General features: G+C 67.6%; 10 protein-coding genes. 5 read left to right on the top strand and 5 right to left on the bottom strand.

Annotated elements, in window-relative coordinates:
• Positions 1–82 precede the first annotated feature (82 nt).
• Positions 83–2,002 carry an acyltransferase family protein gene (locus FRZ61_RS18815; RefSeq protein ID WP_151119173.1) on the top strand — a complete coding sequence of 640 codons (1,920 nt, stop codon included), beginning with the start codon at positions 83–85 and terminating at the stop codon, positions 2,000–2,002.
• Positions 1,999–2,250, top strand: a complete 252-nt coding sequence (locus FRZ61_RS18810) for a hypothetical protein (RefSeq protein ID WP_151119172.1) — start codon at positions 1,999–2,001, stop codon at positions 2,248–2,250. The genes FRZ61_RS18815 and FRZ61_RS18810 overlap by 4 nt, the downstream gene beginning before the upstream one ends.
• Before the next feature lie 78 nt (positions 2,251–2,328).
• Here the strand turns inward: FRZ61_RS18810 and sppA are convergent, their stop codons facing one another.
• On the bottom strand, positions 2,329–4,092 hold the full coding sequence (gene sppA / locus FRZ61_RS18805; RefSeq protein ID WP_151119171.1) for a signal peptide peptidase SppA: 1,764 nt from the start codon (positions 4,090–4,092) through the stop codon (positions 2,329–2,331).
• A 155-nt stretch (positions 4,093–4,247) separates the two neighbouring features.
• Here sppA and FRZ61_RS18800 point away from each other — a divergent pair, with 155 nt between their 5' ends.
• Positions 4,248–5,555 (top strand): class I SAM-dependent RNA methyltransferase, encoded by a 1,308-nt coding sequence (locus tag FRZ61_RS18800; RefSeq protein WP_151119170.1) that lies wholly within the window; start codon positions 4,248–4,250, stop codon positions 5,553–5,555.
• On the opposite strand, the gene FRZ61_RS18795 is transcribed toward FRZ61_RS18800, so the two are convergent.
• The 4 genes from FRZ61_RS18795 to FRZ61_RS18780 all read right to left on the bottom strand — a co-directional run bounded on the left by FRZ61_RS18795 (position 5,545) and on the right by FRZ61_RS18780 (position 9,625).
• Positions 5,545–6,873, bottom strand: coding sequence for an MgtC/SapB family protein (locus tag FRZ61_RS18795; RefSeq protein WP_225308893.1), 1,329 nt, complete (start codon positions 6,871–6,873; stop codon positions 5,545–5,547). The two genes, FRZ61_RS18800 and FRZ61_RS18795, sit on opposite strands and share 11 nt — an antisense overlap.
• 132 nt (positions 6,874–7,005) lie before the next feature.
• Entirely contained in the window at positions 7,006–8,091 is a 1,086-nt protein-coding gene (aroC, locus tag FRZ61_RS18790) for a chorismate synthase (RefSeq protein WP_151119169.1), read from the bottom strand.
• Positions 8,092–8,104: 13 nt separating this feature from the next.
• Positions 8,105–8,944, bottom strand: a complete 840-nt coding sequence (fabI, locus tag FRZ61_RS18785) for an enoyl-ACP reductase FabI (protein ID WP_151119168.1) — start codon at positions 8,942–8,944, stop codon at positions 8,105–8,107.
• A 180-nt stretch (positions 8,945–9,124) separates the two neighbouring features.
• Positions 9,125–9,625, bottom strand: a complete 501-nt coding sequence (locus tag FRZ61_RS18780) for a DUF2165 family protein (RefSeq protein ID WP_151119167.1) — start codon at positions 9,623–9,625, stop codon at positions 9,125–9,127.
• Positions 9,626–10,039: 414 nt separating this feature from the next.
• Between FRZ61_RS18780 and FRZ61_RS18775 the strand changes: the two genes are divergently transcribed.
• Positions 10,040–10,633, top strand: a complete 594-nt coding sequence (locus FRZ61_RS18775; protein ID WP_151119166.1) for an HD domain-containing protein — start codon at positions 10,040–10,042, stop codon at positions 10,631–10,633.
• Positions 10,634–11,358: 725 nt separating this feature from the next.
• Positions 11,359–12,825 (top strand): Fic family protein, encoded by a 1,467-nt coding sequence (locus FRZ61_RS18770; protein ID WP_225308892.1) that lies wholly within the window; start codon positions 11,359–11,361, stop codon positions 12,823–12,825.
• Positions 12,826–12,887 lie beyond the last annotated feature (62 nt).

Below are 12,887 nucleotides of genomic sequence, written 5' to 3'. Positions count from 1 at the left end.
TTTCGGACCTCCCTTTGCGGAGGCTTCCGCCAGTCATTCGTCGAACCTGGACCCGCGGGCGCAGGTCGGGGATGCGATATTGATGAGCAACAGGATTGCCTATCGGCCCGAGATCGAGGGGCTCCGGGCCATCGCTGTCGTGCCGGTGATCCTCCTGCATGCCGGCTTCACGACGTTCAGCGGCGGTTATGTCGGCGTCGACGTCTTCTTCGTCATCAGCGGCTATCTGATCACCTCGATCATCCAGCGCGAGATCGAGGCCGGCGGGTTCAGCTTCACCGGCTTCTATGAGCGCAGGGCTCGGCGCATCCTGCCGGCCCTGTTCTTCATGATCCTTTGCTGCCTGCCTTTTGCCTGGGCGTGGCTGAGCCCGCCGGATTTCGAGACATTCTCGGCCAGTGTCGTTTCGGTCTGCCTGTTCGTCTCGAATATCTTCTTCTGGCGCCAAACCGGATATTTCGACACGGCGAGCGAGTTCAAGCCGCTGCTTCATACCTGGAGCCTTGCGGTCGAGGAGCAGCTCTATCTGCTCTGGCCGATCGGCCTCATCCTTCTGCATCGATACGGGCGCCGATGGCGGGTCATCGCGCTCTGTACCGTGGCAGCTGCGAGCCTGGCGGCGGGCGAATACCTGTCCTGGCACCATGCGAGCTTCGCCTTCTTCTGGGCGCCTACGAGGGTTTGGGAATTCACCGCCGGCGCCTTGTGCGCGGGTCTGCGCCTATCGCCCAGCCGGCTTTGGGGCGGCTTCTCATCGTCCGCCGGCATCCTGGCGCTGGCCTGCGCGCTCATGCTGTTCGACGACAAGACGAGAGTGACGGGCGTGGCCGGCCTTCTTCCGGTGCTGGGAACGGGCGCCATCCTGCTGGGCGCGTCGAAAGACACCTGGGTCCACGGTGTGCTCGCGTCCCGCGCCTTTGTCGGGGTCGGACGGATCAGCTACGGCGCCTATCTGTTCCATCAACCCGTCTTGGCCCTCGCTCGTTATCGGCTTGGCGCCGACCTGACCCCGCTCCAGGCATGCGGCTCGATCGGCCTGACGCTTCTGCTGGCGCTGGTCACCTGGCGATGGATCGAGCAACCGTGGCGACGGCGCGATCTCTCCTGGGCCCGGTCCTCGCGGCGGTTCTCGATCGGCGCGCTGACGGCCGCCTGGGCGCTGATGGCCTTTGGTCTGGCCTACAGTCCAGCCGGCGGGTTGGCCCATACTGCGGCCGACCTCGGCGAACGCGTCCGGATCAATTTCGGCCTCGATCGCGACTGCGACGGCGAACTGACCTTCTCACCCAAATGCCAGACCGGCGACGACCCCGTGGTGCTTCTCTGGGGCGACAGCGTTGCGATGCATCTGGCCGACGCGATTACAGCATCGAACGGAGCACCGGCCTTGATCCAGATGACGAGGACCGGCTGCGCTCCGCTGTCGGGTCTGGCGTCGGCTGGCGAGAACCGCGGTGTCGATTGCATCCGGCAGAACGAGCGAATCCTCGACTGGCTCCGCTCGCATCCGGCGGTCGAGTATGTCGTGCTGTCGTCGTCGATCGACTATCTCCTGGATCCCAACCGCCGCGTCGTGAGCGACGAGGGCCAGCCCATCCCTGGAACGGAGCCGATGGTCCTGGCGGCGCTGGAGCGGACATTGACGGCCGTCCACGAACTCGGCAGGCATGTCGTCGTCGTGTCGCCGATGCCGCAGAACGGCAGCGACATCGGCGGCTGCCTGGTGCGCGCCCTCGCCAACGGGGACGATCCTGCTGGCTGCAATTTCGAGACCTCGAGCTATTCGCTGGGTACGATCCTGTCCTACCAATTGCTCCGGAAGCTCGAGACGAGATGGCCGGTCATCTGGCTGAACCGGCTCATCTGCAAGGAGAGCAAATGCCCGGCCTATGAAGATGGCGTCATCATCTATCGGGATGCCGCGCATCTCAGCCATGAAGGGTCGGCCTATCTGGGCCGGCAGGCGGGTTTCTGGAATCTAATCCGGGATCGGGCCGAATGAAGGGCAAGCCGGTTCAAGCGGTGGAATCTTCTTGCCGTGTCTCGCGCGCTCAGGAGCGCTGGCGTCCGCTGCGGTCGGGGGTGCCTTCGCCCGTGACGGGAACCCAGCTCGGCGGGTCGCTGGCGGGGAAACTGTCCCTCGAATCCTGCTCGACCGGGTCTTCCTTCGGCTCGGCGGGCTTCGCCGGCGATCGGTTTGGCTTCTTTCCCGGCTTTGCAGGTTTGTGCTGGGTCATGAATTCAATGTGAGGTGGCCAAGCCGAAAGACAAGGCGGGGATCACGCGGCACTCCAACAAGACGCCGATGCCATGGAAATGTTCCCTTTTTCAGCGCGAAGCGGGGATGACCGGCGCCATTTGGGCCTGGACCGACGAATTCGCATCCAGCAACCGCTCGAAACCGGCGGCGATCCGGCCAATCCGGCCCAGCAGGGCGAACTGGCGCGTCTCGGCGGCCTTGGCGAACTGCTCCAGGAAGGAGGTCAGGTCGTGGGGCGCCTGCGGGAAGGGAACCAGCTGGATCGGCGTGTCCGGGGCCAGGCCCGCCGCCCGGCGCGCCTCCGCGATCGCGACCGAGAGCCCGCCCAGCTTGTCGACCAGGCCGTTCTGCGCCGCGTCGGCGCCGCTCCAGACCTGCCCTTTGGCCACCTGCTCGACGGCATCGGCACCGAGCTTGCGGCCGGCGCCGACCTTGGTGACGAAATCCTGATAGATCGTGTCCAGCGAGGCTTGGAGATGGTTCCAGCCGGCAAAGCTGTAGTCGCGATTGGCGCTGTCCATGTCGGCATTGGCGCCGGCCTGCACGCCATCGAAGGTGACACCGAGCTTGGTCCAGAGCTCGCTCAGCACGAACTTGCCGCCGAAGACGCCGATCGAGCCGGTGATGGTGGTGGGCTCGGCGACGATCACGGCGGCCGGTGCCGCCACGAAATAGCCGCCCGATGCGGCCACGCCGCTCATCGAGACCACGACCGGCTTGCCTTCCTCGCGCGCCCGCGCCACCTCGCGCCAGATCGTGTCGGCCGCGACATAGGAGCCGCCGGGGCTGTCGATACGGAACAGGATGGCCTTGACGGCGGGATCCTCGCGGGCCGAGCGCAGCGCTTCGGAGACGGTCTGGGCGTCCATGACGACATCGCCGAAGGGGCTGCCGTCCGCGGCGAGCTGGATCGGACCCAGCCCGTGGATCAGGGCGATCTGCGGCGCGTCCTTGGGCGGCTTCACCATCGCGGCATAGTCGGCAAGCGCATAGCGCTTGGCGCCGGCCGCGCGCCGATCGAGCTCCGTCTCGAACTCGTCGCGATAGGCGAGCCGGTCGACCAGCTTGGCCTTGAGCGCGTCGGCCGCCAGGAACGGGCCTTGGTCGATCAGGGCGCGCGCCGCCTCCTCGTCGCCGCCGATCCGCGCCGCGACGGCTTGCGCCAGCGCGGTCGACATCGAATTGACCAGCTGCTGCAGATTCTCGCGCTGCGGGGCGGGCATGGAATTCGAGGTCAGGCTGTCGATGGCACCCTTGTATTCCTTGCGCCGATCCATCTGGACCGAGACGCCGATCCAGTCGAGCGCGTCGCGGAAGAAAGGGGTCTCGAGGCGCAGCCCGGTCAATCCGACATCGCCCGAGGGCTGCAGCCAGATCTCGTCGGCACCGGTCGCCAGCAGATAGTGACTGTTGCCGTTGCCGGCCTCGCCGAAGCTTTCGGCGAAGGCGAGAATGAACTTGCCCTGGGCGCGGAAGGCGGTCAGGGCATCGCGGATCTCCTGGGCGCGGGCGAGCGGCAGGTCGCCGGTGCCAAGCTTCAGCGCCAGGCCCTTGATGCGGGCGTCATGGCTGGCGGCCTCGAGGCCCAGCACCAGATCCGGCATGGTGATGCCCCGGGTGAAGCCGGCCAGGGCGAAGGGATCGGCGTCGTTGCTCTCGTTCACGCCGTCGCTGAGGTCGAGGGTCAGCAGCGTCTGCTCCGGCACCGGCTCGATGCGGTTGGAGAGATCGCGCCAGACGGAACCGGCGAGGAGGACGGCGGCAATGACCAGCAAGCCAATGCCCGCCAGGGCGCCGATGAGGATGCGCCCGATCCAGCGGAAGAATCCCATGCGCCATCCTTGCCGCTTTCGCGCATGGGCAGCAAGAGCCTAGCCGTCGTCCTCTGCCGCCATCGGCGGAGTTTGACCCGATGATCGAGGGCAGGGGGCCGGGCGGCTATCGAAGGGTGGCAGTGGCGGACGAGTCGAATTAGGTTGTCGCGCGCATGTCACGAACCGGACATAGACCCAGGAAGACTCCCTTCGCCGTCCGCCAAGCCGAGATCGCCGTGGAGCGGATCGGCGGGCAGGGGGATGGCGTGGGATCGCTCGACGGCCGTCCTGTCTATGTGCCGGCGACGGTTCCCGGCGACCGGCTGTCGGTCCGGATCGTGAGCACCAAGGGCGACGGGCTTGCGGGCGAGGCGATCGAGCTGCTGGCGGCGGGGCCTGACCGGGTCGAGCCGCCCTGTCCGCATTTCGGCCCCTGCGGGGGCTGCGCGCTGCAGCAGCTGCGCGACGAGACCTACGCCGAATGGAAGGCAGGGCTGCTGAGGGAGGCGCTGGCCAAGCGCGGCCTGCGCGAGACGGTCCTGAAGCCCCTGGCGCGCGTGGCGCCGGGGTCGCGGCGCCGCGTCCGGTTCGCGGCCGGCACGCGCGGCAGGCAGGTCACCTTCGGCTTCCACCAGCGCGACAGCCACGCGGTCGTGGATATCGAGCATTGCCTGCTGCTGCTTCCGGCGCTGGATCGGTTGATCGGGCCGCTGCGGTCGGGCCTCGAGGGCATGCTGGCACCGGGCGGTCATGCCGCGCTCGAGGCAACGACGACCGAGGCCGGAATCGATCTGTTGATTGAGCAGCCAGGAAACCCGCCCGACACGGCGATGCGGACGCGGCTGGCGGCGCTGGCCGATCGGCTCGATCTGGCGCGCGTGAGCTGGGGCCGTCCCGCCGAGCTGCCGGAACCCATCATCCTGCGCCGTCCGCCGGCGATCACCTTTGGCGGCGTTGCGGTGGCGCTGCCGCCGGGCGCCTTCCTGCAGCCGAGCCGCGAAGGCGAGGCGCTGCTCCTGGCCGAAGCGCAGGCGGCGCTCGAGGGGGCGGAGCGCATCGCCGATCTCTTCGCCGGCTGCGGCAGCTTCAGCCTGCCGCTGTCGAAAGCGGCCAAGGTCCATGCGGTCGAGGGCGACAAAGCGGCGACCGATGCGCTGCAGGCGGCGGTCAAGCGCGCCAATATCGGCCATCGTCTGACGGTCGAACGGCGCGATCTCGAGCGCGCGGCGCTGCAGCCCGTCGAGCTCAAACGCTTCGACGCGCTCCTGTTCGATCCGCCGCGGAGCGGCGCCAAGGCGCAGGCCGAAGCCCTCGCGCGCGGCGGCCCGCCGCTCGTGGTCGCCGTCTCCTGCAGCCCCGCCAGCTTCGCGCGCGACGCGCGCATCCTCGTCGACGGTGGCTATCGCCTCGACTGGGCCCGGCCGGTCGACCAGTTCCCCTGGTCGGCGCATCTCGAGATCGTGGCGCGGTTCAGCCGCTAGCCTGGATGGCCAGCACGGCCAGGTGGATCGCGGCACCGGCGGCGATGGCGAGAGCGGAGGCGAGGCCCAGCCACCAGGCGAAGCCCGATTTGCCCAGCACCGCCGCATAGACGGCCTTGGCGACGGTGTTGGCGATCACGCCCGCCGACAGCGCCAAGAACCCCGTGTCGGCCGCGAGCCCCTGCTTCAGCAGGCCCCCCACCGTCACGGTCACCGCGTCGACATCGGCGAGACCCGAGAGGCCCGAGACGATGAAGAGGCCCCCGGCGCCGAAGACCGCCGAGGCCGCGCGCGACAGGAAGGCGACCACCACGAGAAGCAGGGTCAGCTTGAGCACGGACATCAGGTCGAATGGATTCTCGCCCGGCGGCGGTTCCGCCGTTCCGCCCTGGCCGCGGGCGAGAAGGAAGGCGGCGGCGATGAAAACCGCCGCGCCGGCGACCAGGGGCGGCACCATCGACGTCATGATCGCCGGTGCAAGCCCGGCCGCGAGGGCCGCCGTGCGCAGATAGGAGACGGCGCCGGCCGCGGCCGCGCCCGCCGCCAGCGGCCTGATCTCGTTGCCAGCCAGGGATTTGCGCGCATTCGACACGGTCAGGGCCGTCGAGGAGACGATGCCGCCGATGGCACCGGCCACCACCTCGCCGCGCGACGCGCCCAGCGCCTTGACCGCGACATAGCCCACGAAGGAGATCGCGGCGAGCAGCACCACCAGCGTCCAGGTCTTTGCCGGCGAGATGCCGCCATAGGGACCGATCGGCTCGTCGGGCACGAGCGGAAGGATGACGAAGGTCATGCCGAGCAGCACGATGGCGGAACGCAGCTCGGGCCAGGTGAGCGTCTTCAGGAAGCGATGCAGCATCTCGCGCGAGGCCAGGATCGCGACCAGCGCGACGCCGCCAGCGGCCGCGACCTGCATCTCGCCCATGACGGCCATCGTGCCCAGCAGGAAGGTCAGCAGCGCGGCGATCACGGTGGTGACGCTGAAATCGCGGTCGATCTCGGATTCCCTGGCCTTGAACCAGGCGAAGACGATGGCAAAGGCGATGAAGGCGCCGACGGTGACCAGGCCCGTGGGGCCGCCATGGTCGGCGACGGCACCCTCCAGGAGGCCCACGGCGCCGCCGAGCATGCCGATGAGGGAGAAGGTGCGGATTCCGGCCGTGCGGCTGCCGCCGGGCTCGTCCCGCTCGCGCCAATGCCGCTCGACGCCGACGATCACGCCGATCGCGATGGCGACGCCCAGCCGGTAGAACAGCTCGATGTCGTCGGAGAAGAGCACGATGCCTCCATCGTCATGCCGACGAATGTCGCGCAACGCGCGCTCATCGCCCGTCACCCCCGCGAAAGCGGGGCCTAACGTCAAGCTTGTGACGCTGGATCAAGATGGATCCCCGCTTTCGCGGGGGATGACGGGAAAAGAATGGATGACTGTCGCCACCTTGACCCCTCAGCCTCCCACCTGCCCCCGATGACGCAGGAGGTGATCCGCGAGCACGCAGGCCATCATGGCTTCGCCGACAGGGACCGCGCGGATGCCGACGCAAGGATCGTGGCGGCCCCGGGTCGAAACATCGACCTCCCTTCCATCGGTCGTGACCGAATGGCGCGGCGTCAGGATCGAGCTGGTCGGCTTGACGGCGAAGCGGACCACGATGTCCTGGCCTGTGGAGATGCCGCCCAGGATGCCGCCGGCCTGGTTCGACCGGAACGCGACCTTGCCGCCTTCCATCGTCATCTCGTCGGCATTGCTTTCGCCGGAGAGGGCGGCGGCCGCGAAGCCGGCGCCGATCTCGACGCCCTTGACCGCGTTAACGCTCATCATCGCCGAGGCCAGGTCCGCGTCGAGCTTGCCATAGATCGGCGCGCCGAGGCCCGCCGGAACACCTGACGCGATCACTTCGATAACCGCGCCGGTCGAGGACCCGGCCTTGCGCACGGCGTCGAGCTCGGTTTCCCAGATCGGTACGGTCTCGGGGTCGGGGCACCAGAACGGATTCTGCTCGACCGCCTCCCAGCGCCAGCGGTTGCGGTCGATCGGCTGGCGGCCGATCTGGACGAGCGCACCGCGAATGACGACCGACGGGCCCAGGATATGGGCGAGAACCTTGCGTGCGATGGCGCCGGCGGCGACGCGGCTCGCGGTCTCGCGCGCCGAGGAACGTCCGCCGCCGCGATGGTCGCGGATGCCGTATTTGGCCCAGTAGGTGTAGTCGGCATGGCCGGGCCGGAACCTGTCCTTGATCTCGCTGTAATCCTTGGAACGCTGGTCCTCGTTCTCGATCATCAGGCTGATCGGCGTGCCGGTGGTGACGCCCTCGAACACGCCGGAGAGGATGCGCACCGTGTCGGATTCTCGCCGTTGCGTCGTGAAGCGCGACTGGCCGGGCTTGCGCCGCTCGAGCCAATGCTGGATGTCGGGCTCGGCGAGCGGGATCAGCGGCGGCGTGCCGTCGACCACGCAGCCGATGGCGGGCCCATGGCTCTCCCCCCAGGTGGTGAAGCGGAAGAGCTGGCCGAAGCTGTTGAAGGACATGTCAGGGCGGGCTTCAGGACTTCACGTCGAAGTTCTGAAGCATCTGGGCGAGCTCGGGCGCGGATTCGGTCCGCAGCATGCCGACCAGGTGATAGCCGCTGTCGACATGATGCACCTCGCCCGTCACGCCGGAGGAGAGATCGGAGAGGAGATAGAGCCCGGCACCGCCGACCTGCTCGGTCGTGACGTTGCGTTTCAGGGGCGAGTTCAGCTCGTTCCATCTGAGGATGTAGCGGAAGTCGCCGATACCCGAGGCCGCCAGCGTCTTGATCGGGCCGGCCGAGATGGCATTGACGCGGATATTCTGCTCCCCGAGATCGGCCGCGAGATAGCGCACGCTGGCCTCGAGTGCCGCCTTGGCGACGCCCATCACGTTGTAATGCGGCATGACACGCTCGGCGCCGTAATAGGAGAGGGTGAGCAGGCTGCCGCCGTTCTTCATCAGCGGCACGGCGCGCTGGGCGACAGCGGTGAAGGAGTAGCAGGAGATGTCGAGCGTGAGGGCGAAGTTGGCGCGGCTGGTCGAAAGATACTTGCCCTTGAGCTCGTCCTTGTCGGAGAAGGCGATGGCATGCACCACGAAATCGAGCCCGCCCCAGCTCTTCTCCACCTCGGCGAAGGCGCTGTCGATGCTGGCGTCCGTCGAGACGTCGCAGGGCACCACCAGCTTGGCGCCGATCGAGGCCGCCAGCGGCCGCACGCGCTTCTCGAGGGCCTCGCCTTGATAGGTGAAGGCGAGCTCGGCGCCCTGGTCGGCCACGGCGCGGGCAATGCCCCAGGCGATCGACCGGTCGTTCGCGACCCCCATGATCAGGCCGCGCTTGCCGGCCATCACGCCCTTGGAGCCCGTCATTCATTCACCCGTGATTGAAATCTTTCGATGGCGGCCCGGAACCGGGCCTAAGAGGGCATCCTACACGAAGGGCGGAGTCGTTCATAGCGACAGAAACCCTGCCACGCCAGAGGGTTAAGGGTGTTCTGTAATCATCTCCCGCAAGGCGGGGAAGGGCGAGGGAGGGGGCCGCCCGGTCCCTCAGCCCTCGATCTCGCCGTCCGGCAAGGCCAGATAGATCAGCACGCCGAGGATGGTGATGAAGAAGCGGAAGGCGGATTCGATGCCGTTCCACTGGCTCGACATCCACATCCCGAACCATTCGCCGCCGACCGTCATGAAGCCCACCTGCCAGAGCAGGAAGCCCAGGGTCAGGCCCACGATCGCGACCGCTTTGCCCCGGTTGAAGTCGTGCGCCGGGGCGCGGCGGAGGCGCCAGAGCCGCAGCGCGCCCCAGGCGCAGAGGATGCCGGTCAGGGCCTCGGCCGCGATGATGGCGGCATAGCCCGCCCGCTGCAGGGCCGGCGAGGTGATCGCGCGGTACTTGATCGTCGAGCCGGGGAAGATCGTGTCCATCATGAAGACATGCTGGACGAAGGCGAGATTGCTGCCGTAGTCGGTCACATTGCCGAAGGCGACCAGCAGCGCGAAGAGCGCGACGGCGGCGACGAGCGCGATCTTGGAGAGGCGCAGGGCGGGCATGGAGGCTCCCATCGGATTTGTAGTCGCCATGATAGCGGATCGCGCCGGCCCTCCCCCATCCCCCTCCCTCTTCCCGCAAGGGGAGGGGCGAGATGTTTGTTGTTCCAGCTCCCTCCCCTTGCGGGAGGGGGTAGGGGGAGGGGTCGCTTCAAGAGGAGACGAAGTATCGATCGAAGATCGTGTTGCCGCTGGAAGCAGAGCGAAGCGATCTCGTCGGCTATGAAGCGTCCAGCGCCAGGCCACCGGGCGCGGTCCCCATGCTCCTACGAAGCAGGCGCTGGCCGTCGAGACGGGATGATGGCGGCAATTCTGAAGCCGAGCAGGGGCCGGATCAAGCGGCCGGCCGATATCCTGCTCCGGTTGCGCCCCGGCCCCATCTGCCCGACACTGTCCCTCCAAGCGGGGAACCCACCCATGACCCAGGCCACCGTCCTGACCGATCGCTTCGATCGGGCGCTGCTCTATGCCACCCATGTCCATGGTGGCCAAGTGCGGAAGGGCACCGGCACGCTCTATGTCGCCCACCTGCTCGCGGTGGCGGCGACCGTGCTGGAGTACGGCGGCGGCGAGGACCTCGCCATCGCCGGCCTGCTTCATGACAGCGCCGAGGACCAGGGCGGCAAGGCACGGCTCGATGACGTGCGCAACCGCTTCGGTCCGCGCGTCGCCCGCATCGTCGAGGCCTGCTCTGACAGCCTCGCAGACACCGCTGCGGGCGAGCGCAAGGCCGGCTGGGAGGAGCGCAAGCGAAAATATATCGCTCACCTGGAGAAGGCCGGCGAGGACGTGCTGCGCGTCTCGCTCGCCGACAAGGTCCACAACGCCCGCGCCATCCTGCGCGATCTGAGGAAGTCCGAGATCGGCGCGGAGATATGGAAGCGCTTCGGCCAGCCGAAGGAGCGGACGCTCTGGTATTACGAGAGCCTGGCCGAGGTGTTCAAACGGAGGCTGCCGGGGCAACTCGCGGAGGAGCTGGCCGAGATCGTGGCGGTGCTGAAGGCGGAATGAGAGCGTGGTGGCTCAAGGGGACAGGCTTGGATTGAATAAGTTAGGGCGGGGAACGGGTTCCATTTCATTGCTGTCGCGCTGTTGATTGAGGGGGGTCGATGAAATATTTCGCATATGAGAACTGGCGCGCTCATGGTCACACTACGAAAGTTCATCGGCACGATTGCCCGTTCTGCAATGAAGGTCAGGGAGTCGCCGGCGGAACACGGCGTGACAATGGGCAATGGATTGCACTTGGCGAGTTTCAACGACAAGAGGCGGCTCTGGAGGCAGCGCGCAGACGAGTGACTCAAGGTACTGTGCGGCTATGCAGCGCATGCTCTCGCTAGAGCGTCGAACCATCTCCCCTGCTTGATTACTGACCTGCCACGGGGCCTTCGCGTGCGGAATCTCTTCGATCAGTATTCGCGGCCCGAGAATCGCGTGACTCCTGCACTGATGACGACCTTGAACGAGACCGGCGACTGCTTCGGTCGTTCCTGAAGGACATCGCGGCTGCTGTTCCTGAAATATTTCGACGCACTGGGGCGGGGCCGTTATCCCAGGAAAACCGGGTTGCTGGTATAACCTCCCCCGGCTGCCAAAAGAGCGCCCCGTTGCGGATTTTCCGCCCTTAACTCCCGAAAAATCCCCTTTTAGGTTCCTTATCCCGGGAAAAATCCCTATTCTGCCACCCGGGAGGCCCCTTAATGGCCGGATTATCCTCTGCCGGAACCTGGGACGGGATGCCGGAGGCCTTCGTCTCCGGTGCGGCCATGACCCGTGCCGTCTCGCGGGCGGCCCGGGCCGGCCGGCTGCGCAAGCTTGCCTCCCGTCTCTATACCCGCAATTTGACCGATCCGCCCGAGGCCGTGGTCCGTCGCAACCTCTGGCCCATCGTCGCGAGCTTCTTTCCCGGTGCGCTCATCGCCGACCGGACCGCGCTCGAGAACGCCCCCGCCACAGACGGCTCCGTCTGCCTGATCGCCGGTAGCGACAGGACGATCGTCCTGCCGGGCGTCACGCTGCGCGCGCGGCGCGGCTCGGGTCCCTTGCCGTCCGACAGGGATTTCATCGCCGGCCTGCACCTCGGCTCGACGGCGCGCGCCTTCCTCGAGAATCTGCGGCCCTCGCGCGCGCGCGGCGGCTTGGTCGCGCGCACGCTCGGCCGGCGCGCGCTCGAGGAGCGGCTCGACAGCCTGATCCGCCGCGAGGGTGAGGCGGCGGCCAATCGCCTGCGCGACGAGGCACGCGCAATCGCCCCCACTCTCGGCTTGGAGCAGGAGGCCGTCGCGCTCGATGCGATGATTGGTGCCCTTCTCGGTACCCGCGAGGCCAGGCTAAGCGCGCCCGCAGCGCTCGCCCGCCGGCAGGGCCGGCCCTACGACCCAGACCGGCTGGTGCTGTTCGAAGCGCTGCACGCGTCTTTGCGAGCTTGGCCGCCGCTGGTGCGCCCAGCGCCGGCGCGCGATCCCGAAGGCGCCGCCACGCTCGCCTTCTTCGAGGCCTACTTCTCCAACTTCATCGAGGGCACGGAGTTTGCCGTCGGGGAGGCGGCCGACATCGTCTTTCGCGGTGTGATCCCGCAGGAACGACCGCAGGACGCCCACGACATCCTCGACACCTGGCGCGTTGTCTCAGACGCGCAGGAGATGCGGCGGACACCAAACGACGCCAAAATATTCACCCAGCTGCTTTCAGCACGCCATGCGGCGATCATGGCGGGCCGTCCCGACACGCGGCCCGGCGAGTTCAAGCGGCTGGGAAACCGCGCCGGCGCGACGGTCTTCGTCGCTCCCGATCTGGTCCGGGGCACACTGGCGCAGGGCTTCGATCTCTGCCGCAGCCTTGAGGCGCCGTTCCATCGTGCCGTGTTCATGATGGCCCTGGTCGCGGAGGTTCACCCCTTCGCGGACGGCAATGGCCGGACCGCGCGGATCATGATGAACGCCGAGCTCGTCGCTGCCGGCGAGGAGCGCATCGTGATCCCGACGGTCTATCGCGCGAATTATCTCTCGGCCTTGAAGGCGCTGTCGCAGAGCGGGCTGACGGAGCCGCTGATCCGCATGCTGGATTACGCGCAGCGCTGGACCGCCGCGATCGGTTGGCGCGGGCTCGACGAAACCCGCCGCGAGCTCGAAGCCTGCAACGCCTTCCTCGATTCCGGTCAGGCGGAAGCGGAAGGGAAGCGGCTGCGGATGCCCGGGCCGTGAGGCTGCCGGCTTCCGGCCGTCGACAGACCCCGTCCGATGCGGGATGATCATCCAGGCGCGCT

This window comes from Hypericibacter adhaerens (assembly GCF_008728835.1).
In the GTDB taxonomy this organism is placed as follows: Bacteria; Pseudomonadota; Alphaproteobacteria; order Dongiales; family Dongiaceae; genus Hypericibacter; species Hypericibacter adhaerens.
This window is presented reverse-complemented; position numbering and strand designations above follow the sequence as displayed.